Genomic DNA, 21528 nt, shown 5'->3' with positions numbered 1-21528 from the left:
CAACTCGTTTCGGTGTCCGGCCGGGATTGGTCGGACGCTGGCCGCGGGATAGGCTCAAACTATGAAGCCCTCCAAGGACATTTCCCGGCTGATCGAGATCATGGCGGCGCTCAGGGTGCCGAAGACCGGCTGCCCTTGGGATATCGAGCAGAATTTCGCGACCATCGCGCCCTACACGATCGAGGAGGCCTATGAAGTGGCCGATGCGATCGCGCGCGGCGATCTCGACGATCTGCGCGAGGAACTGGGCGATCTGCTGCTTCAGGTCGTCTATCACGCGCAGATGGCTGAGGAGATCGGCGAGTTCGCTTTCGGCGATGTCGTCGAGGCCATCACCACCAAGATGATCCGCCGCCATCCGCACGTCTTCGGCGACGAGAGGGCGCGCAGCGCCGGCATGGCCAAAGGCATGTGGGAGAAGATCAAGGCGCTTGAAAAGGCCGAGAAGCGCGATGCCCGCATCGCGCGCGGGCTGGATCCGGAGGATCACGGCAAGGGCTATCTCGACAGCGTTCCGGTCGCGCTCCCTGCCCTGACTCGTGCCCTCAAGCTGCAGGAGAAGGCGGCGCGCGTCGGCTTCGACTGGAGCGAGGCAGCTCCCATCCTCGACAAGATAGAGGAAGAGATCGGGGAATTGCGCGAGGCGCTCGCCACCGGTGACGCGGCTCCCATCAAGGACGAGTTCGGCGACATGCTGTTTGCCGTTGTCAATCTCGGCCGCCACCTCAAGCTCGATTCGGAAGCTGCGCTCAGCGGCACCAACGAAAAGTTCCGTTCGCGATTCCACTATGTCGAGCAGGCTCTGGAGGCCTCGGGCAAGTCGTTGGAGAAGGCAACGCTCGACGAGATGGAAGCGCTCTGGCAGCAGGCCAAAAGCACCAAATAAACAGCCGGTTAGCTGCCGCTCTTGCGATGCAGGCGGTTCTCTATCTCTTGCCTGGCGCTGTGCGTGGCTGTCAGCGAGAGAGTGACGCTGCCGTCTTCATTGTCGGTGCGCGAAACGACATCGCCGTTGCGGTAGAGCCAGTCGACCTGGCCCAACTGGGCAGGGCTCAACGTCACCGTCATCGTTTCCAGCTCGCCCGACACGCGCGTCTCGATGAGCGCTTTCAGCGCGTCGATCCCTTCGCCGGTGACCGCCGATATCGCGATCGGCGGCGCCTTGCCGCTGGCGCTCGCGGCAAGCAGGCGCTCGCGATTGCCTTCGTCAAGCAGGTCGATCTTGTTCCAGACCTCGATCACGCGGTTCGCATCGGCGGCATCGACGCCGAGATCGCCGAGGATGCGTTCGACGTCCTCGGCCTGGGCGGCGGTGTCCGGATCGGAGATATCGCGCAGATGCAGCACCAGATCCGCCTCGACGACTTCTTCCAGCGTCGCCCGGAAGGCGGCCACCAGATGCGTCGGCAGGTCGGAAATGAAGCCCACCGTGTCCGACAGGATAACCGGCGTGCCGTGCGGCAGCCGCACGCGCCGCAGCGTCGGATCGAGCGTCGCGAACAGCATATCCTCGGCCAGCACCCCGGCCCCGGTCAGCCGGTTGAACAGCGTCGACTTGCCGGCATTGGTGTAGCCGACGATCGCCACGACCGGGAACGGCACCTTCTTGCGCTTGGCGCGGTGCAGGTCGCGCGTGCGCCGAACCGTCTCCAGCTCGTGTTTCAGCTTGGTGATCTTGTCCTGCAGGATGCGCCTGTCGGATTCGATCTGGGTTTCGCCCGGACCGCCGAGGAAGCCGGCGCCGCCGCGCTGCCGCTCGAGGTGGGTCCAGCTCCGCACCAGACGACCCTTCTGGTAGTTGAGATGCGCAAGCTCGACCTGCAGCGTGCCTTCCTTGGTGCGCGCCCGTTCGCCGAATATCTCGAGGATGAGCCCGGTGCGGTCGAGCACCTTGGCATTCAGTTCCTTTTCGAGATTGCGCTGCTGCACCGGCGTCAGCGGATGGTCGACGATGACCAGCTCCGCCTTGCGCTCCTTCACGATTTCAGCAAATTCAGCAACCTTGCCGCTGCCGAGCAGTGTGGCCGGCCGCGGATCGGCAACCGTCACCACCGCAGTGTGAACCGGGTTGAGATCGATGGCGCTGGCAAGTCCGACCGCTTCGTCGTGGCGTGCATCTGCCGAACGGCTCAGGCGCGGACGGCTCGACTCGTCGTCGCCGCGCGGCTGGCGGGTAAGCACCGGCACAATGACAACTGCGCGGGTCGGATCCTTGGATTCCTGCCCGAGTTGATGTCCTTGTTTTCCGCGAACGCTGCGGTCCGCGTCATTATCACGTGCCAATCAGGCGCCCTGGCTTTCCTCGCCATCGAACATCTGAACCGGCTGGCTCGGCATGATCGTGGAAATAGCGTGCTTGTAGACGAGCTGGGAGTGCCCGTCGCGCCGCAACAACACACAAAAATTGTCGAACGAAGTGACGACGCCGGTCAGCTTCACGCCGTTGATGAGGAAGATGGTAAGTGGATTTTTGCTCTTGCGAACTGAATTCAGGAACAGGTCCTGAAGGTTTTGCGATCGTTCCGCCATTTTTCTTGTCTTTCGCCGATCCCCTTCGGTTTACGGGCCAATGCGCCAAATTACGAGGCACCTGTCAAGCGCGCAAACCCCCTCTTGCCGACACAATGGCAAGCAGAATGAGATAGTTGAGGTTACTTCCAGTTGTGCGGTTATCAGGCTGGACTTTTTTCCGCAACGTGAAAAAAGGCCTGCCGCAACGAAAGTGTCATCGAACCGGGATGGCCATTTGCGATCGGCGCGCCGTCGATTTCGACCACCGGCATGGCGATTGTGGTCGCCGAACTGATGAATGCTTCCCTTGCCGCCTTGGCTTCGGCGACCGAAAACCCGCGTTCCTCGATCTTGAGGCCAAGCTTGGCGGCGACATCGAAAAGCGTCGTGCGGGTGATGCCGCGCAGGATGCCATGCTCGGCCGGCCGGGTCACAAGGACGCCATCCCGGGTAACGATCCAGGCGTTGGACGAGCCGCCTTCCTTGACGTTGCCGTCGGTGTCGACGAACCACGCTTCCTGGGCGCCGGCTTCTTTGGCTTTCTGCTTGGCGAGCACATTGGGCAACAGGCCGGTGCTCTTGATGTCGACGCGGTCCCAGCGATTCTCCGGGACGGTGATGACCTTGATGCCGGTCTCCACCCGCTTCGCCGCCGCGGCCGGATCGGCTTTTCTGGCGGTTATGACCAGGGAAGGCCTTGTGCCCGCGGGCGGAAACACGAACTCGCGGCTGGCGACACCGCGCGTCACCTGCACATAGACAAGGCCGTCGACCACGCCGTTGCGATTGACCACCTCGCGCAGCAGCATCGGCAGGACGCTTTCCGAGACCGGCCAGGCGATCGACAGTTCCTTCAGCGAGCGCTTGAGCCTGGCAAGATGGCGCGGCATGTCGACGATATGGCCGCGCGCCACCTCGCAAACCTCATAGACGCCGTCCGCGAACTGGTAGCCGCGATCCTCGATATGGACGCTGGCTTGAGCATGGACGACATAGCGCCCGTTGACATAGGCAATGCGCGGCATGGGCATCCTCAGAAAAATGTCCGGCTTTCTTAGGCGATTCCGCCCCTGCGGTAATGAACAATCGCGTGGGCCAAGCGCTCGCTACACACCCAGCGACTTCAGCTTGCGGTGAAGTGCCGATCGTTCCATGCCGATGAACTCTGCGGTCTTCGAGATGTTGCCGCCGAAGCGGTTGATCTGGGCGATCAGGTAGTCCTTCTCGAATTGCTCGCGGGCCTCGCGCAGCGGCAGGGCCATGATGTGCTGGTCCGACTGGTTGGGCGTGCGCGGCATGACGTCGCCGATCTCGGACGGCAGAAGGTCGGCGGTGATCGGCGCATCGGCCTCTTCGCCGCGCGCCAGGATCATCAGTCGCTCGACGTTGTTGCGCAACTGGCGAACATTGCCCGGCCAGTTGTGCGCCTGCAGCACGGCCAGCGCATCGTCGCCGATGCGGCGCGGCCTTATGCCGGCCTGGCGCGCAATCTGCTTCATGAAGTTGTCGACGAGGTAAGGAATGTCCTCGCGCCGCTCAGCGAGCCCCGGCACCATGACCGGGACAACGGCCAGGCGATGGTAAAGATCCTCGCGGAAGCGGCCGTCGGCGATCATTGCTTCAAGGTTCTGCGAGGTCGAGGAAATGATGCGGACATCGACCTTGACGCGCTTGGTGCCGCCTACCCGCTCGAATTGCTGCTCGACCAGCACGCGCAGGATCTTGTTTTGCGTTTCGCGCGGCATATCGGCGACTTCGTCGATGTAGAGGATGCCGCGATGCGCCTCCTCCAGCGCGCCGACCTTGCGCTCGGTGCCGTTCGATTCGGTGCCGAACAGCTCGATCTCCATGCGCTCGGGCGTGATGGTGGCCGCGCTCAGCGTGACGAACGGACCGGACTTGCGCGACGACAGCGTGTGGATGGCCCGCGCCGTCAGTTCCTTGCCTGAGCCGGAGGGGCCGATGATCATGACGCGGCTGTTGGTCGGCGCGACGCGCTCGATGGTCTGCCGCAGCTGGCTCATCGCCGACGACATGCCGATCAGGTCGAAGGTCTCGCCGCTGCGCTGCTTGAGGTCGGAGACCTCGCGCCGCAGCTTGGATGTCTCCAGCGCGCGCTCGGCGATCAGGATGAGGCGATCGGCCTTGAACGGCTTCTCGATGAAATCATACGCGCCGCGCCGGATGGCTGACACCGCCGTTTCGATGTTGCCGTGGCCGGAGATCATGACCACCGGCATGTTCGGATGCATGGTCTTGATCTCGTCGAGCAGCGCCAGGCCATCGAGGCGCGAGCCCTGCAGCCAGATATCGAGGAAAATCAGCCGCGGCGCGCGATCGGCAATCGACGCAAGCGCGCTGTCGGCATCATAGGCCGTGCGGGTTTCGTGACCCTCGTCGCTCAATATACCGGCGACAAGTTCGCGGATGTCTTCCTCGTCATCGACGATGAGAATGTCAGACGCCATTACCGACCTTTTCAGTTTCTCGTTCGTGTTCGCTTCGACCTTCACCGCGTGGCGGCGCGGCTACGATCGTGGCCGGGGGCAGGATGATCGAGATCATCGCGCCCCGGCCGCCATGGAAATCCGCTGGCGCGTCGTGCAATTCGAGACGGCCGCCATGGTCCTCCACGATCTTTTTGACGATAGCGAGGCCAAGCCCGGTGCCCTTCTCGCGCGTCGTCATATAGGGCTCGAGAAGCCTTTGGCGATTCTCGCGCGGCAGCCCCTTGCCGTTATCGATAACGTCGATTCGTATGGCGCCATCTTGCCGTCCGGCCTGAATCCGGATTGTGCCGCCCGAACGGTCCTGCGCATCAAGTCCGTCGATCGCCTCGGCCGCGTTCTTGATGACATTGCCGAAGGCCTGAGCCATCAGGCGGCTGTCGAAAGTGCCTTTCAACGGCTCACTGCCGAAATCGCGCTGGAAGGCAATGTCCGAGCGGCTGACCTCGACCAGGAAAGACGCCTCGCGCAACGACTCGCGAAGGTCGATCGCCTTCATCTCCGGCTTCGGCATGCGGGCGAAGGCCGAGAATTCGTCGACCATGCGGCCGATGTCCTCGACCTGGCGGATGATGGTATCGGTGCACTGGTCGAAGACCTCGCGGTCCTCGGTGATGACCTTGCCGTAGCGACGCCTGATGCGCTCGGCGGAAAGCTGGATCGGCGTCAGCGGGTTCTTGATCTCATGCGCGATGCGCCGCGCCACATCGGCCCAGGCCGACGAACGCTGCGCCTGGACGAGATCGGTGATGTCGTCGACCGTCACCACATAGGATTTCTCTTCCTCGCCGTCGTCACCGGACTCGACCGTCACCTGGACATTGAAGGTGCGCTCCAGACCGGTGCGGAAGAAGGTCACCTGCTCGCGATAGACCGGCTTGCCCGACTGGCGCCCAATCTCGAACACGCGACCGACAAGCGGCAGGACCGTCGAAAGGTTCTGGCCGAGCGTCGCATTCGCCGAAATCGTCAGCATGGTCTCGGCCGAGCGATTGACGATGGTGATGATGCCGTAGGGGTCGACGCCGATGACGCCGGCGGTGACGCCGGCCAGCACCGCCTCGGAGAAACGCCGGCGCTCGTCGATCAGATCCTTGGCCGAGAGCAGCTCGTTGCGTTGCGACTTGAGCTCCAGGATCATGTTGTTGAAGGTCTCGCCGAGCGAGGCGACGTCGCCATCGGACTGGCGTACCGGAACGGCCACGTCGAGATTTCCGGTCGCCACCTCGTCGGCGGCGCCGATCAGCTGGCGGATCGGCCGCACGATCCGGTCGGCGACGGCGATGCCGGTCCAGATCGCCGAGAGCGTGATGATCAGCGTGAGCGACAGATAAGGCAACGCGAAGGCGACCTGCGAGGTCCGGCGATTGTCCTGCAGATTGCGGTATTCGTCGGTGTTGCCCCTGACGATCTGGCGCGCCTTTATCACGTCGGGATCGACCAGCCGGATCGTGTACAGATAAAGCCCTTCGATCTCGCGCAGCTTGATGATGGCGCCCATGATGTTGCGGGTGCGCGGTTCTATCAGCACCGGCTTGCCGTCGGCCGCGGTGTCGACGGCGCCCGAGGGCGGCTCGGGCATGGGGAAATCGGCGTCGGTCTTGGCGTTCATGACGAACGAGCCGTCCGGCTTGATCAGGGCCGCATGCGCCAGTCCGCGCCCGACGGCTTCCTTGTTCAACAGATCGAGGAAACCACCCTTGTCGAGACCGTAAAGCGTGCGCGAGGCATCGAGATCGTATGCCATCGACAATGTCGTGCCCTGCAGGTTGCGCGCGTTCTCCTGCACATAGGCGTCAGCGATCGACAGCGACGAGTTGACGATCGTCTTGGTGCGGATTTCGAACCAGCGGTCGAGGCCGATGTCGAGCGTGATCGAGGCGATGATCGCAACCATGATGGCCGGGATGGCGGCGACCAGAGCGAACATGGCGACGATGCGCACATGCAGCCGCGAGGCAGCCCTGCCGTGGCGCCGCGCCAGCACGATGCGTCGCACCTCGCGCGCGATTAACGCGATGAGGAACAGCACAAAGACGGCATTGGCCGCGATCAGTGCCCAAGTCGCGTCGGCGGTCGGCGCGATCGGCGTTGCGCCGACCAGGATCGCAAACGAGATGGCCGCCGTGATCACCGCGCCGGCAATGGCGACCACGCCGGGCAACGCCAGCAACCGTCGCCCGTCACGCGTGCCGGTTTGGTTGAAAAGCGGTTGGGTCAGGGTCGGAGCCTCAGCTGCCATGTCGCGGTACAGAGTCATCGCGTCGGATGTATGCAACGCATTGTGGCGATTATGCAACAAGTGTGGCCGGGAAGATAATCTTTCCCAGACAAAATTCACCGACGGGACGAGGTGACGTTACGGCTGCCTGGCCGATTTGTAGACGTTGACGCCGAGCTCGCGGATCTTCTTGCGCAGCGTGTTGCGGTTGAGCCCCAAAAGCTCCGCCGCCTTGATCTGGTTGCCGCGCGTCGCCGTCATCGAAGCCAGCACCAGCGGATACTCGACCTCGGCAAGGATGCGCTGGTAGAGCCCGGCCGGCGGCAATTCGCCGGCGAAGGAGGCGAAGTAGCGCTGCAGGAAATGCTCGACCGCCTGGCCGATCGACAGATCGTCGGGGATGAGCGCGCCGCCATCGGGCACGACCGGCCTTTCGCCGGTTTTCAGCTCCGATTCAATGATTTCCGACGAAATCTCGTCCTGCGAGTAGAGGGCGGCCAGCCGGCGCACCAGGTTTTCAAGCTCGCGCACATTGCCCGGCCAGGGATAGCGTTTCATGAGCTCGATGCCGCCGGAGGATATGCGCTTGGTCTGCAGGCCCTCGCTGGCGCCCTGCTTGAAGAAATGCCGCACCAGGTCGGGAATGTCCTCGGAACGCTCGCGCAGCGCCGGCAGCCTGAGCGGCACGACGTTGAGACGATAGAACAGGTCCTCGCGGAAGAGGCCCTGGTTGATCAGCGTGCGCAGGTCCTTGTTGGTGGCCGCGACGATGCGCACATCGGTCTTGATCGGCGTGCGGCCGCCGACAGTGGTATATTCGCCCTGCTGCAGCACGCGCAGCAGCCTGGTCTGCGCTTCCATCGGCATGTCGCCGATCTCGTCGAGGAACAGCGTGCCGCCCTCGGCCTGTTCGAACCGGCCGCTGGAGCGGTTCTGTGCCCCGGTGAAGGCGCCCTTCTCGTGGCCGAACAGTTCCGATTCGATCAGGTCGCGCGGGATCGCCGCCATGTTGATGGCCACGAACGGGCCGCCGCGACGGCGGCCATATTCGTGCAGCGCGCGCGCCACCAGCTCCTTGCCGGTGCCGGACTCGCCGCTGATCATGACCGTGAGGTCGGTCTGCATCATCCGCGCCAGCATGCGGTAGATGTCCTGCATGGCGGCGGATCGGCCGACCAGCGGCATCGTCTCCGGCTGGTCTTCCGCGCGGGCATCGAGCTTCGGCCGCTTCGGCTCGGCCAGCGCCCGGCTGACGATGTTGAGCAACTCCGTCAGGTCGAACGGCTTCGGCAGATATTCGTAGGCGCCGGTCTCGGAAGCGCGGATAGCGGTCATGAACGTGTTCTGGGCGCTCATGACGATGACCGGCAGCTCGGGCCGCGCCTTCTTGATGCGCGGCAGCATGTCGAAGGCGTTTTCGTCGGGCATCACCACGTCGGTGATGACGAGATCGCCCTCGCCCGCAGCCACCCAACGCCACAGCGTCGAGGCATTGGAGGTCACACGCACCTCGTGGCCGACCCGCGACAGCGCCTGGTTGAGCACGGTGCGGATGGCCGCATCGTCATCGGCGACGAGAATATTGCCGCGAGCGGTCATGTGCGGTCTCCTTCAGCTTCATCACCGGCGCTTGGTGCGGCCTCTTTCCAGGCTGGAAGCAGGATGCGAAACGTCGTTCCGCGCGGCGTCGAATCGCATTCGATGATGCCGCCATGCTCGCCGACGATCTTGGCGACCAGCGCAAGGCCAAGTCCGGAGCCGTTCGGCTTGGTGGTGATGAACGGATCAAACAGGATCGGCAGGATGTCCTCGGAAACGCCCGGACCGTTGTCATGCACGCAGAACTCCAGCGGCAACGAGACCCGGTCCTGCGTTCCGGGCACCGAGACGCGGATGCCTGGACGGAAGGCCGTCGAGAGCGCGATCTCGCCTTGCGGGTCGGCGCCGATCGCCTCGGCGGCGTTCTTGACCAGGTTGAGGAAGACCTGGATCAGCTGGTCGCGGTTGGCGAAGACCGGAGGCAATGATGGATCATATTCCTCCAAGATCTTGATCCGTCTTGCAAAACCATTTTTGGCAATCGCCTTCACATGGTCGAGCACGACATGGATGTTGACCGGATAGCGTTCGATCGGCCGCTCATCGGAGAACACTTCCATGCGGTCGACCAGCGAGACGATGCGATCGGTCTCGTCGGTGATCAGGCGGGTCAGCGCGCGATCTTCATCGGAGGCGGAAAGCTCGAGCAACTGGGCGGCGCCGCGGATGCCGGAGAGCGGGTTCTTGATCTCATGCGCGAGCATCGCGGCAAGGCCGGTGACGGAGCGCGCCGCACCGCGATGCGTCATCTGGCGGTCGATCTTGTCGGCCATCGACCGTTCCTGGAACATGACGACGACCGAGCCCGGAAATTCCGGCACCGGCGCGACATAGAGATCGACCATCTTTTCGATGCCGAGCCGCGGCGACGAGACATCGACGCGGTATTCGTTGACCGGCGCGCGGCGTTCGCGCACCTGGTCGACCAGCGTCAGCAGCGGACTGCCGAAGGGCACCAGCTTGGACAGCGTGTTGCGCGCGAGCATATTCGCGCTGGAGCGGAAGAAGTCCTCGGCATCGGCGTTGGCGAATGTGATGAAGCCGTCCGGATCGACCATGATCACCGGGCGGCGGATGGTGTTGAGCACGATGTTGGCGGCATCCGCCATATCGGACTGCTGTGGCACGTCCGCCTTCATGCCGCGCTCCGCAGGCTGGTCGGTTGCGCGCCATCGGCGAAGACACGGCACAATTCGGCCGCGACTTCACCCGGCTCGAAGGACGTGAGAATGCGTTTGCGCCGCTCGGCTGAAATATCGGGAGCATGGCGGTCGAGATACCAGCCGAGATGCTTGCGCGCCTGGCGCAGCCCGCTTTCCATGCCGTAGAGCGAGAGCATGTCCTCGTAGTGCGACACGACATAGTCGGCGAGCGCCTGCGGCGTGTGCGGAATGCCCGGCGCAGATACACCACCGGCAATTGAGGCGATGCTTCCTGCAATCCACGGCGCGCCGTAATGCGCGCGACCGACCATCACCGCGTCGGCGCCGGACTGTTCGAGGATTGTCGCCGCCTCTTCCGGCGAGCCGACGTCGCCATTGGCCACCACCGGGATCGAGACGGCTTGCTTGACGCGCGCGATGGCGCGCCAGTCGGCCTTGCCCTGATAGAATTGGCAGCGCGTGCGGCCATGCACGGTCACCATGCTGACGCCGGCCTGTTCGGCGCGCCGCGCCAGCATCGGCGCGTTGAGCGCGCTTTCGTCCCAGCCGAGCCGCATCTTGACGGTCACCGGCACCGAAACGGCGCCGACCACCGCCTCGATCAGCGACAGCGCATGGTCGAGGTCGCGCATCAGTGCCGAGCCGGCATAGCCGCCGGTCACCTTCTTCGCCGGGCAGCCCATATTGATGTCGATGATATCGGCGCCCTCGCCCGCCGCGATTCGCGCGCCCTCGGCCATGTGCACGGCCTCGCGGCCGGCAAGCTGCACCATATGCACCGGCAGGCCGGAATGACGGATGCGAAGGTCGCAGCCTGCCCTGCCCTTGGCCAGTTCGCCGCTCGCCACCATTTCCGAAACGACCAATCCCGCGCCATGCGCGTGCGCGCGCTGCCGGAACGGCTCGTCGGTGATGCCCGACATCGGCGCCAGGAAAACCCGATTACGGATTTTCACGCCGCCGACATCAAGAGGCGATGCCAATGTGGTCAGTTCAGCCATGCACAAAAACCAAGCATGCTCGATCGTTGCACATTCTCTAGCCAGAAGTGTGGCATTGTGCAACGCGCAATGACGTCACATTAAGGCGCATTTTGGAAAAAGCTGGCCTTCGGCCATCACCCCGACTAGAGCATGATGCCGAAAAGTGTGAGCGGTTTTCGGCCGACATCATGCTCTACTTCTTTGATTTAGAGACGGATTCAGATTTCAGGCCGAATCGACCTGAAATCATCCGGCTCTAGGACCGATCGGAATGAGCGAGGCAAGCGAAAAGCAAGCGGCAGGCCTGAACGGCGGGATCGGGGTGGTGATCGTTGCCGCCGGCCGCGGCGCGCGCGCCGGACAGGCCGACGGTCCGAAGCAATATCAGCGCATCGGCGGCCGTGCCGTCATCGCGCATACCTTGGATATCTTCCTCTCCCATCCGATGATCGGTCCCGTGGTCGTGGCCATCCATGCCGACGACGCCGACCTCTTCCAACGCGCGGCCGAAGCGCATGGCAATCGTCTTGTCGCCGTTATCGGCGGCCCTTCGCGCCAGGCGTCCGTCCGGCTCGGCCTCCTGGCGCTGAGGGACCAGGCACCGACAAAAGTGCTGGTGCATGACGCCGTGCGACCCTTCGTCGACGCCGGGCTGATCGACCGCACCATCGAAGCCATCGGCGAGCGCCAGGGCGCGTTGCCGGCGCTGCCTGTCGCCGACACGCTGAAGCGAGAATCGGCCGCCGGCATGATCGACGAGACGGTGTCGAGAGCCGGCCTTCATGCCGCGCAGACGCCGCAGGGCTTTCCGTTCTGGCCGCTGCTTGCCGCGCACGAGAAGGCACATCATCTGGGCAAGACGGAATTCACCGACGACGCGGCGATCGCCGAATGGGCACAGATACCGGTCAAGATCGTTCCCGGATCGCCGGACAACGTCAAACTCACCTGGGCAAGGGACATTGCATTGGCCGACCAGCGGCTTTCGAGCGCGCAGCAGCGCTTCCCGGATATTCGTACCGGCAACGGCTATGACGTGCACGCGTTCGAGCCCGGCGACCATGTAAAGCTCTGCGGCGTCGCCATTCCATATGATCGCAAACTCTCCGGCCATTCGGACGCCGATGTCGGGCTTCACGCGCTGACGGACGCGCTGCTCGCCACCTGCGGCGCCGGCGATATCGGCACGCATTTCCCGCCATCGGACCCGCAATGGAAGGGTGCTGCCTCGAAGATATTCGTTGAGCACGCGGCAAGGCTGGTGCGCGAGCGCGGCGGCCGTATCGCCAATGCCGACATCACGCTGATCTGCGAGGCGCCGCGCGTCGGGCCGCATCGCGCGGCAATGACGCAAGCGCTCGCAGCCATGCTCGGCATCGCGCCCGAGCGCATTTCGATCAAGGCGACAACCAACGAGAAGCTCGGCTTTGTCGGGCGCGGCGAAGGTATCGCCGCGATCGCCACCGCCAGCGTCGTCTATCCGGGCGAGGTGCCGGCATGAGCAACGCCGAACTCGCAAATGCCCTGCTCCAGGCCTGCCAGCAGCGCGGCATCATGCTGGCGACGGCCGAAAGCTGCACCGGCGGCCTGATCATCGCGGCGCTCACCGATATCGCCGGGTCTTCCGCCGTGGTCGATCGCGGCTTCGTCACCTATTCCAACGAAGCCAAGATGGAGATGCTCGGCGTCTCCGCCGCCACGCTCAATGCTCATGGCGCGGTCTCGCGCGAGACGGTTCTGGAAATGGCGGCGGGGGCGCTGACGCATTCGCAGGCAAGTCTGTCGCTCGCCGTCACCGGCATTGCCGGCCCCAGCGGCGGCTCGGCCGACAAGCCAGTCGGTCTTGTCTGGTTCGGGATAGCGCTTGCCGGACAGCCGGTTATCGCCGAGCCGCAGCTGTTCGGTCACAAGGGCCGCGAATTCATCCGGCACGAGACGGTGAGGCACGCGCTGCAACTCGGCTTGCGGGCGCTGGGCGAACGTTAGGCGGGCTTTACACCGTAAATCACGTTTGCCCGTTTCTCGAAGGCTTCCGAGAACATGCGGAAGGCGCGGTCGAACATCGTACCCATCACCGCGCCGAGGATGCGGCTCTTGAACTCGTAGTCGATGAAGAAATGCACCTCGCAGCCGCTGGTCGCGGGATCGAAGCGCCAGATGTTGCTGAGATATTTGAACGGGCCGTCTATGTATTTGACGTCGATCGCTTTCTCGTCGGGCTTCAACAGCACCTGGGTCGTGAATGTCTCGCGGATCGCCTTATAGCCGATGCTCATATCGGCAACCAGGATGGTGCGGCCGTCACGCTCCTTGCGCGAGCGCACGGTGAGCGATTCGCAGAGCGGCAGGAATTGCGGGTAGGCCTCGATGTCCGCCACCAGCGCGAACATCTCGTCGGGCGTATGCGCGACGCGGCGTGTCGCCTCGAATTTCGGCATTGAAGGTCAGCTGGCCTTCGCGAGCTGCGCCTCGCGCAGCCTGGCGAAATCCTCGCCGGCATGGTGCGAGGAGCGCGTCAGCGGGCTCGACGCCATCAGCAGGAAACCCTTGGTCTTGCCGATCGTCTCGTAGGATTTGAACTCGTCCGGCGGGATAAAGCGGATCACCGGATGATGCTTTTTGGAAGGCTGCAGATACTGGCCGATGGTCATGAAATCGACATTGGCCGAACGCAGATCGTCCATCAACTGCAGCACTTCGTTGCGCTCCTCGCCGAGGCCGACCATGATGCCGGATTTGGTGAAGATCGACGGGTCGAGTTCCTTGACCCGCTGCAAAAGCCGGATCGAATGGAAATAACGCGCGCCGGGGCGAACCGTCAGGTAGTTCGACGGCACGGTTTCGAGATTGTGGTTGAAGACATCGGGCTTGGCGGCGACGACGATCTCCAGCGCGCCGTCCTTGCGCAGGAAGTCGGGCGTCAGGATCTCGATCGTCGTCGATGGCGTTGCCGAGCGAATGGCGCGGATGACTTCGGCGAAATGCTGCGCGCCGCCATCGTCAAGATCGTCGCGGTCGACGGATGTGATGACGACATGGCTCAACCCCATCTGCTTGACGGCGTGCGCCACGCGCGCCGGCTCATCCTGGTCGAGCGCGGTCGGGATGCCGGTCGCGACATTGCAGAAGGCGCAGGCGCGCGTGCAGATCTCGCCCATGATCATGAAGGTGGCGTGCTTCTTGTCCCAGCATTCGCCGATGTTGGGGCAACCGGCCTCCTCGCACACCGTCACCAGCTTGTGCGACTTCACGATCTCGCGCGTTTCGGCATAGCCCTTGGAAACCGGCGCTTTGACGCGGATCCAGTCGGGCTTGCGCAGCACCTCCTGGTCGGGCCGGTGCGCCTTTTCGGGATGCCGCGGGCGCGGCCGGTTGGCGATCGTGTCTACGACTGTGACCATTTCAAACCCTTCGCGGCCGCGATTTCGCCAGCCGCCTGTCTTGCGTCATCTAGGACTTTTCGGGACAAAGAAAAAGGCCGCGGCAGCGCATGCCGCCACGGCCATTTTCGCATAACGGCGGCTTCGGGTCAGCGACGCACGAGCCGTCCGACGAAGATCAGCAGGCAGGCGCCGATGAAGCCGGTGATCAGATAGGCGACCCAGCCGACGCCGAACGACTGGATGTTGAGAGCCTGCAGGATCGCGTTCAGCACTATCGCACCGACGATCCCCATGATGATGTTCATGAAGATACCGGTGTTGCTCTTCATGACCATCTCGGCCAGCCAGCCCGCCAAGCCGCCGACGATGATGGCTGCGATCCAGCCGACACCATTCATATGCATGTGCCAATTCCTCCTCGATCAGGTGAAAATGCATCCGGATACGAACCGCCTTGCCGTCAGCTTTCTCCGGCTGCCGCGTGTGAGTCTCGCCCGACAACGTTAGCACGGATTGGCCATCGATCACCGATTGGTGACTTATCACCGATTGGTGACTCATCATGCGTTCAAAACGCGGCCATAGGCGTCGAGCACGCTCTCCTTCATCATCTCCGACAGTGTCGGATGCGGGAAGATCGTATGCATCAGCTCTTCCTCGGTGGTCTCCAGGTTCATCGCCACGACAAAACCCTGGATGAGCTCGGTCACCTCGGCGCCGACCATGTGCGCGCCGAGTAGCTGGCCGGTCTTCTTGTCAAAGATGGCTTTGACGAAGCCCTGGTCCTCGCCGAGCGCGATGGCCTTGCCGTTGGCGCTGAACGGGAAGCGGCCGACGCGGATATCCTTGCCTTCGGCCTTGGCCTTCGCTTCGGTCAGGCCGACGGAAGCGACCTGCGGGCTGCAATAGGTGCAGCCGGGGATCTTCAACTTGTCGATGGGGTGCACGCCCGGGAAATTGGCTATCTTCTCGACGCAGACAACGCCTTCATGCTCGGCCTTGTGGGCGAGCATAGGCGGGCCGGCGACGTCGCCGATCGCGTAGATGCCGGGCACATTGGTCTTGCCGTAGCCATCGACGACCACGCAGCCGCGATCCGTCTTCACGCCAAGCGCTTCAAGGCCGAGATTCTCGATGTTGCCCTGCACGCCGACGGCCGAGATCATGCGGTCGGCGGTGATCTTCTCGACCTTGCCGTCCTTCATCTCGACATGGGCGGTGACCGAATTGGCGCCCTTTTCGACCTTGGTCACCTTGGCCTCGAGGAGGATCTTCATGCCTTGCTTCTCGAATTGTTTTTGCGCGAATTTCGAGACCTCGGCGTCCTCGACCGGCATCACCGCCGGCAGCAGCTCGACCACCGTCACATCGGCGCCCATGGTGCGATAGAAGGAGGCGAATTCGATGCCGATGGCGCCCGAGCCCATCACCAGCAGCGATTTCGGCATTTCCTTCGGCACCATGGCCTCGAAATAGGTCCAGATCAGCTTGCCGTCCGGCTCGATGCCGGGCAGTGCGCGCGGCCTGGCGCCGGTCGCCAGGATGATGTGCTTGGCCGTGTAGGTGCCCTCGCCCTTGACGCCTTTCGGCACCGGCGGCTGCGGCTCCATCGCCTTCTTCGCGGTCTTCGAAACGACGACCTCGCCCGGTTTGTCACCGGCAGGAGCCTTGGAAAGCTTCGCCTCGCCCCAGATGACGTCGACCTTGTTCTTCTTCATCAGGAAGCCGACGCCGGTGTTCAGCCGTAGCGAGACTTTTCGCGAGCGGTCGACCACGGCAGCGGTGTCGGGGATGATTTTACCCGACTCAAGCTTCAGCCCATAATCCTTCAGATGATCCGAATAATGCATGATCTCGGCCGAGCGCAGCAGCGCCTTGGTCGGAATGCAGCCCCAATTCAGGCAGATGCCGCCAAGATGCTCGCGCTCGACGATCGCCGTCTTGAAGCCGAGCTGGGCGGAACGCACCGCCGTGACATAGCCGCCGGGGCCTGAGCCGATGATGATGACGTCGTAGGATTCAGCCACGGGTTTTCTCCCTGATCTTTCTGAGGGTTAGAGCGAGAGCATGACGCGCACGAGCGGCGCCAGAGCCTTGCCGATGTTTCGCGTGTTCTCGGCATCGAGATGGACGCCGTCGAGCGGCGTGGTGGTAGCGATAGTGCCGGCGTCGAAGAAGCCGCAGCCGGCCTCGTCGGCCAGCGCCGAATATTGGGCCGCAAGTCGCTTGGAGGCGTCGTCACCGCCAGCGAACATTTCCTTGAACTCGGCATTGTCAGTGCGTGTCACGACAGGCGGCGCGACGATGAGGATCTGCGGCGCCGGCCATTCGAACGGATAGTCATGGCCGCGCACGATATCGATCAGCCGCTGCACGCCTTGCTTGGCTGCGACCGGATTGCCGTGAATCCAGGGCTTCATGTCGTTGGAGCCGAGCATGATGATGACGAGATCGAGCGGCGCATGACTGGTCAGGATCGTCGGCAGGACGCGGGCACCATTGCGATCGGCACCAGCCAGATGGTCGTCGAATGCCGTGGTGCGGCCGTTGAGGCCTTCGGCGATGACTTCGACGTCGCCCCCGAGCTCGCCCCCGAGAACGCTCGGCCAGCGGTCCTCGAGCGCATGGCGGCCGAGACTGGCGGCGTCATAGCCCCAGGTCAGCGAGTCGCCATAGCAGAGAATTGTCTTCATGCGGTTGCCCCACCCTTGCCGAAAGCTGGCTGCGAGCGCCTGCCGCGCAGGAGTGCGAAGAGCTCGCCGTCAGGATTGAAAATGATCAGGGCGAAAAGGCTGGTGAAGAATTTCCGCACCGCCTTTTCCCTTCTTACACCAGCATGCCCATCGGGTTTTCGATCAGGCGCTTGAAGGCGCCGAGCAGTTCCGCGCCGAGCGCGCCGTCGACGGCGCGGTGATCGGTCGACAAGGTCACCGACATCACGGTGGCTATTCCGATCTCGCCCTTCTTGACCACCGCCCGCTCCTCGCCGGCGCCGACAGCCAGGATCGTCGCATGCGGCGGGTTGATGACGGCGGCAAAGTCCTTGACGCCGAACATACCCAGATTGGACACCGCCGTCGTGCCGCCCTGATATTCTTCCGGCTTCAGCTTGCGGCTCCTGGCGCGGCTGGCCATGTCCTTCATCTCGTTGGAGATGACCGACAGCGTCTTTTCATCGGCATGGCGGATGATCGGCGTGATCAGGCCGCCGGGGATCGAGACGGCGACGCCGACATCGGCGTGCTTGTGCTTGACCATGGCATTTTCGGTCCAGGAGGCGTTGGCATCCGGCACCGCCATCAGCGCCATCGCCATGGCCTTGATGACCATGTCGTTGACCGAGAGCTTGTAGGCCGGAACCTCGCCCTTGTCGGCCTTCCGCATCGGGGCTGCGGCATTGAGCTGCGTGCGCAGCGCAAGCAGCGCGTCGAGCTCGCAGTCGAGCGTCAAATAGAAATGCGGGATGGTCGACTTGGCCTCGACCAGGCGGCGCGCGATGGTCTTGCGCATGTTGTCATGCGGCACCAGCTCGTAGGAGCCTTCGGCGAACAGCTTCAGCACCTGGTCGTCCGACATTGGCTTGGGCGCCGCGGCCGGAGCGGACGGAGCGCCGGCGGGCGCCTTCGCAGCCGGAGCGCCACCGGAAGCGATCGCCGCCTCGACATCGACCTTCACCACGCGGCCATGCGGGCCGGAGCCGGTCAGCGCCGTCACGTCGACGCCGGCATCCTTGGCGATGCGGCGGGCCAGCGGCGATGCGAAGACGCGATCGCCGGCAGCGTGGCCGTTGGCGACCGGAGCAGGCTCGGCCTTCGGCGCGGAGGCCGCAGCGGCGGCTGCCGGCTTCGGCGCCTCCTTGGGCGGCTCGGCCTTCGGGGCATCCGCTTTCGGCGCTTCGGCCTTGGGCGCGCCGCTGCCGCTCTTGGCAGCGGCCGCGGCATTCTCACCTTCACCGGCCAGGATGGCGATCAGCGCGTTGACCTTGACGCCTTCGGTGCCGGCCGGAACCACCAGCTTGGCGACCGTGCCTTCATCGACGGCTTCGACTTCCATCGTCGCCTTGTCGGTCTCGATCTCGGCGATCACGTCACCCGGCGAAACCTTATCGCCTTCCTTGACCAGCCATTTTGACAGATTGCCCTCTTCCATCGTGGGAGAGAGCGCCGGCATTGTGATGTTGATTGGCATGATGTCCTCCCGACCGGCTCAGCGATAAGTGACGGCTTTGACGGCCTCGACGACTTCGCCGACGTTGGGCAGCGCCAGCTTCTCGAGGTTCGCCGCATAAGGCATGGGCACGTCCTTGCCGGCAATGGTGATCACCGGCGCATCGAGGAAATCGAAGGCGCGCTGCGAGACCTGGTTGGCGACGTGATCGCCGACCGAGTTCTGCGGAAAACCTTCTTCCACCACCACCAACCGATTGGTCTTCTTCACCGAGGCGATGATCGTGTCGAAGTCGAGCGGGCGGATGGTTCTGAGATCGATGATCTCGGCGTCGATGCCCATGCCGCGCAGCTCGGCTTCCGCCTTGAGCGCATAGGTCATGCCGATGCCGAAGGAGACGAGGGTGACGTCCTTGCCCTGCTTGTGGATACGCGCCTTGCCGATCGGCAGCACGAAATCGTCGAGCTTCGGCACGTCGAAGGAATGGCCGTAGAGGATCTCGTTCTCCAGGAAGATGACCGGGTTCGGATCGCGGATCGCGGCCTTGAGCAGGCCCTTGGCGTCGGCAGCCGTATAGGGCATCACCACTTTTAGGCCGGGGATATGGCTGTACCAGGCGGCATAGCATTGCGAGTGCTGCGCGGCGACGCGGGCCGCCGCTCCATTCGGTCCACGGAACACGATCGGCGCGCCCATCTGGCCGCCGGACATATAGAGCGTCTTGGCGGCCGAGTTGATGATCTGGTCGATCGCCTGCATGGCGAAGTTGAAGGTCATGAACTCGACGATCGGCTTCAGCCCCGCCATCGCGGCACCGACGCCGACGCCGGCAAAGCCATGCTCGGTGATCGGCGTGTCGACGACGCGCCTCGGCCCGAATTCCTGCAGCAGGCCCTGCGTGATCTTGTAGGCGCCTTGGTACTCGGCGACTTCCTCGCCCATGACGAAGACATCGCCGTCGCGGCGCATCTCCTCGGCCATGGCGTCACGGAGCGCTTCGCGCACCGTGGTGGAAACCATCTCGGTGCCGGCGGGAATATCCGGATCGGCGGCGATTTCCGCCTTCGGCGCGGCGGCGACAGGAGCGGCAGCGTCGCTCTTGGCCGCGGCGGGGGCTGGCGCCGGCGTGGCTTTTTCAGCCTTGGCGGGTTCTTCACCGACACCTTCGCCGGCCTTGTCGACGTCCTCGCCGTCGACGGCAAGCACGGCGATGACCGCGTTGACCTTGACGCCTTCACTGCCGGCGGGAACCACGATCTTGGCCAGCGTGCCTTCGTCGACGGCTTCGACTTCCATCGTCGCCTTGTCGGTCTCGATCTCGGCGATGACGTCACCGGCGACGACCTTGTCGCCTTCGTTCTTCAGCCATTTGGAAAGATTGCCCTCTTCCATCGTCGGCGACAGCGCGGGCATGAGAATTTCGATCGGCATGTCCTTGCCCTCTCCTTAGAGTACGATGTCGGTCCAGAGCTCGGACGGATCCGGCTCGGCGTCGTTCTGGGCGAATTCGGCGGCGTCGGCGACGATGTCGCGGACTTCCTTGTCGATGGCCTTGAGCTCGTCCTCGCTTGCCCACTTCTTGTCGAGCAGCCGCACCCGGACCTGCTCGATCGGGTCATGCTCGGAGCGCATCTTCTGCACTTCCTCCTTGGAGCGGTATTTCGCCGGGTCGGACATCGAATGGCCGCGATAGCGATAGGTCTGCATCTCGAGGATGAGCGGACCGTTGCCGGCACGGCACCATTCGGTGGCGAGATCGGCCGCCGACTTCACCGCGCGCACGTCCATGCCGTCGACCTGGATGCCGGGAATCTTGAAGGAAGCGCCGCGATGCGAGAAGTCGGTCTCGGCCGACGAGCGCGACACGGACGTGCCCATGGCGTAGCGGTTGTTCTCGATGATGTAGATCACCGGCAGCTTCCACAGCGAGGCCATGTTGAAGCTTTCATATACCTGGCCCTGGTTGGCGGCGCCATCGCCGAAATAGGTCAGCGAGACATTCTTGTTGTCGCGGTAGCGGTTGGCGAAGGCGAGACCGGTGCCGAGCGACACCTGCGCGCCGACAATGCCGTGGCCGCCATAGAAATGCTTCTCCTTGGAGAACATGTGCATCGAGCCGCCCTTGCCCTTCGATAGGCCGCCGCGGCGGCCAGTCAGCTCGGCCATGACGCCGCGCGGCGACAGCTCCATCGCCAGCATGTGGCCATGGTCGCGATAGGCGGTGATCATCTGGTCGCCTTCGATCAGCGCCATCTTCATGCCGGTGACGACGGCCTCCTGGCCGATATAGAGGTGGCAGAAGCCGCCGATGAAGCCCATGCCGTAGAGCTGGCCCGCCTTCTCCTCGAAGCGGCGGATCAAAAGCATGTGCCGGTAGGCGGAAAGCTCTTCTTCTTTGGTGAAATCCGCCGGTTTGGGCGCTGACAGATTGGGCTGTTTGTCGGATCTGGATTTTGCGGGCGCTTTTTTGGCGGCGGTGGCCATGCGTCACTCCCTGTTGGCGTCTCTTCGCGGACATTCAGGGAGATCGATCGTCTCCCCACCGATTGCGGAAAGCTAACATGCAAGGATGCATTGCGCCATGCTGAAAAACGCATGGCTGGCATGCGTCTAAGCGGTTAGAATCATTGAAAATAACGGCGATTAACCGAAATTCGGTTATTTCGTCGCGACAGGCAGCATGATGGTGATTTCGTCGGGATGGGACAGATTGAGCGCCTTTCGGGCCTGCTCGTCAAGCATATCCTTCTCCAGTGTGCCCTCATGCATCAGCTGGACACGACGCTCGAAGTCGATCCGGCGCGCCTTCACGGCGTCAAGCTGGGCCTGCAATTCAACCGCCCGGGCCTGCAGCCGATATTTGGAATAGATGCCGAATTCGCCGTGATAGGCATGGAAGCCGAAATAGGCCAGGAAGAGCACGCAAAGCGAGGGGATGATCAGCCTGCCGGTGTTTCTCTGCTTGTGCTGACGTGTCCACATGACCCGAACCCT

The 21528-nt window shown here is 63.5% G+C and carries 20 protein-coding genes; 3 read left to right on the top strand and 17 right to left on the bottom strand.

Translation table 11 applies throughout. The features are described 5' to 3' along the window. The first annotated feature begins 61 nt into the window (after nt 1-61). Entirely contained in the window at nt 62-886 is an 825-nt protein-coding gene (gene mazG, locus FJ980_RS11015) for a nucleoside triphosphate pyrophosphohydrolase (RefSeq protein WP_140542916.1), read from the top strand. Nucleotides 887-894: 8 nt separating this feature from the next. On the opposite strand, the gene hflX is transcribed toward mazG, so the two are convergent. The 8 genes from hflX to dusB form a co-directional block, all read right to left on the bottom strand. Then, nucleotides 895-2283: a GTPase HflX gene (hflX, locus tag FJ980_RS11010; protein ID WP_140542915.1), complete on the bottom strand. Its 1389-nt coding sequence runs from the start codon at nt 2281-2283 to the stop codon at nt 895-897. Then, nucleotides 2284-2529 carry an RNA chaperone Hfq gene (hfq, locus tag FJ980_RS11005; RefSeq protein WP_006202172.1) on the bottom strand — a complete coding sequence of 82 codons (246 nt, stop codon included), beginning with the start codon at nt 2527-2529 and terminating at the stop codon, nt 2284-2286. Between the two features lie 143 nt (nt 2530-2672). Then, on the bottom strand, nt 2673-3536 hold the full coding sequence (locus FJ980_RS11000; protein ID WP_140542914.1) for a D-amino-acid transaminase: 864 nt from the start codon (nt 3534-3536) through the stop codon (nt 2673-2675). A gap of 81 nt (nt 3537-3617) precedes the next feature. After that, a complete protein-coding gene (locus tag FJ980_RS10995) occupies nt 3618-4979 on the bottom strand; it encodes a sigma-54 dependent transcriptional regulator (protein ID WP_140542913.1) in 1362 nt (453 codons plus the stop codon). Next, nucleotides 4969-7260, bottom strand: a complete 2292-nt coding sequence (locus FJ980_RS10990) for a PAS domain-containing sensor histidine kinase (protein WP_140700284.1) — start codon at nt 7258-7260, stop codon at nt 4969-4971. The genes FJ980_RS10995 and FJ980_RS10990 overlap by 11 nt, the downstream gene beginning before the upstream one ends. 117 nt (nt 7261-7377) lie before the next feature. After that, on the bottom strand, nt 7378-8838 hold the full coding sequence (gene ntrC, locus FJ980_RS10985) for a nitrogen regulation protein NR(I) (protein WP_140542911.1): 1461 nt from the start codon (nt 8836-8838) through the stop codon (nt 7378-7380). Continuing rightward, entirely contained in the window at nt 8835-9977 is a 1143-nt protein-coding gene (locus FJ980_RS10980; protein WP_140542910.1) for a nitrogen regulation protein NR(II), read from the bottom strand. Before FJ980_RS10980 ends, ntrC begins: the two co-directional genes overlap by 4 nt. Beyond that, complete coding sequence (dusB, locus tag FJ980_RS10975) at nt 9974-11002, bottom strand: tRNA dihydrouridine synthase DusB (RefSeq protein ID WP_140542909.1); 1029 nt, start codon at nt 11000-11002, stop codon at nt 9974-9976. Before dusB ends, FJ980_RS10980 begins: the two co-directional genes overlap by 4 nt. A 253-nt stretch (nt 11003-11255) precedes the next feature. Here dusB and FJ980_RS10970 point away from each other — a divergent pair, with 253 nt between their 5' ends. Further along, on the top strand, nt 11256-12485 hold the full coding sequence (locus FJ980_RS10970) for a bifunctional 2-C-methyl-D-erythritol 4-phosphate cytidylyltransferase/2-C-methyl-D-erythritol 2,4-cyclodiphosphate synthase (RefSeq protein WP_140542908.1): 1230 nt from the start codon (nt 11256-11258) through the stop codon (nt 12483-12485). Continuing rightward, the gene (locus tag FJ980_RS10965; protein ID WP_140542907.1) at nt 12482-12970 is read left to right on the top strand and encodes a CinA family protein; all 489 of its coding nucleotides are present in this window, start codon (nt 12482-12484) and stop codon (nt 12968-12970) included. Before FJ980_RS10970 ends, FJ980_RS10965 begins: the two co-directional genes overlap by 4 nt. Here FJ980_RS10965 and FJ980_RS10960 read toward each other — a convergent pair. The 9 genes from FJ980_RS10960 to FJ980_RS10920 form a co-directional block, all read right to left on the bottom strand. Further along, nucleotides 12967-13422: a type II toxin-antitoxin system RatA family toxin gene (locus FJ980_RS10960; RefSeq protein WP_140542906.1), complete on the bottom strand. Its 456-nt coding sequence runs from the start codon at nt 13420-13422 to the stop codon at nt 12967-12969. The genes FJ980_RS10965 and FJ980_RS10960 overlap by 4 nt on opposite strands. A gap of 6 nt (nt 13423-13428) precedes the next feature. Continuing rightward, complete coding sequence (gene lipA, locus FJ980_RS10955; protein WP_140542905.1) at nt 13429-14385, bottom strand: lipoyl synthase; 957 nt, start codon at nt 14383-14385, stop codon at nt 13429-13431. A 128-nt stretch (nt 14386-14513) separates the two neighbouring features. After that, nucleotides 14514-14771, bottom strand: coding sequence for a GlsB/YeaQ/YmgE family stress response membrane protein (locus FJ980_RS10950; protein ID WP_095765464.1), 258 nt, complete (start codon nt 14769-14771; stop codon nt 14514-14516). A gap of 156 nt (nt 14772-14927) precedes the next feature. Continuing rightward, nucleotides 14928-16394 (bottom strand): dihydrolipoyl dehydrogenase, encoded by a 1467-nt coding sequence (gene lpdA / locus FJ980_RS10945; RefSeq protein ID WP_140542904.1) that lies wholly within the window; start codon nt 16392-16394, stop codon nt 14928-14930. Between the two features lie 27 nt (nt 16395-16421). Then, a complete protein-coding gene (locus FJ980_RS10940; protein WP_140542903.1) occupies nt 16422-17060 on the bottom strand; it encodes an SGNH/GDSL hydrolase family protein in 639 nt (212 codons plus the stop codon). Nucleotides 17061-17193: 133 nt separating this feature from the next. Further along, complete coding sequence (locus FJ980_RS10935) at nt 17194-18555, bottom strand: pyruvate dehydrogenase complex dihydrolipoamide acetyltransferase (protein WP_140542902.1); 1362 nt, start codon at nt 18553-18555, stop codon at nt 17194-17196. 18 nt (nt 18556-18573) lie between these two features. Then, nucleotides 18574-19965, bottom strand: coding sequence for a pyruvate dehydrogenase complex E1 component subunit beta (locus FJ980_RS10930; protein WP_140542901.1), 1392 nt, complete (start codon nt 19963-19965; stop codon nt 18574-18576). A gap of 15 nt (nt 19966-19980) precedes the next feature. Beyond that, nucleotides 19981-21018 carry a pyruvate dehydrogenase (acetyl-transferring) E1 component subunit alpha gene (gene pdhA, locus FJ980_RS10925; RefSeq protein WP_140542900.1) on the bottom strand — a complete coding sequence of 346 codons (1038 nt, stop codon included), beginning with the start codon at nt 21016-21018 and terminating at the stop codon, nt 19981-19983. Nucleotides 21019-21192: 174 nt separating this feature from the next. After that, nucleotides 21193-21516 carry a septum formation initiator family protein gene (locus tag FJ980_RS10920; RefSeq protein ID WP_140542899.1) on the bottom strand — a complete coding sequence of 108 codons (324 nt, stop codon included), beginning with the start codon at nt 21514-21516 and terminating at the stop codon, nt 21193-21195. Nucleotides 21517-21528: the final 12 nt, after the last annotated feature.

The sequence above is a fragment of the Mesorhizobium sp. B1-1-5 genome (assembly GCF_006443065.1).
Lineage (GTDB): Bacteria > Pseudomonadota > Alphaproteobacteria > Rhizobiales > Rhizobiaceae > Mesorhizobium.
Note: the sequence above shows the minus strand (reverse complement) of the source record. Positions and strands in the feature narration are given on the sequence as shown.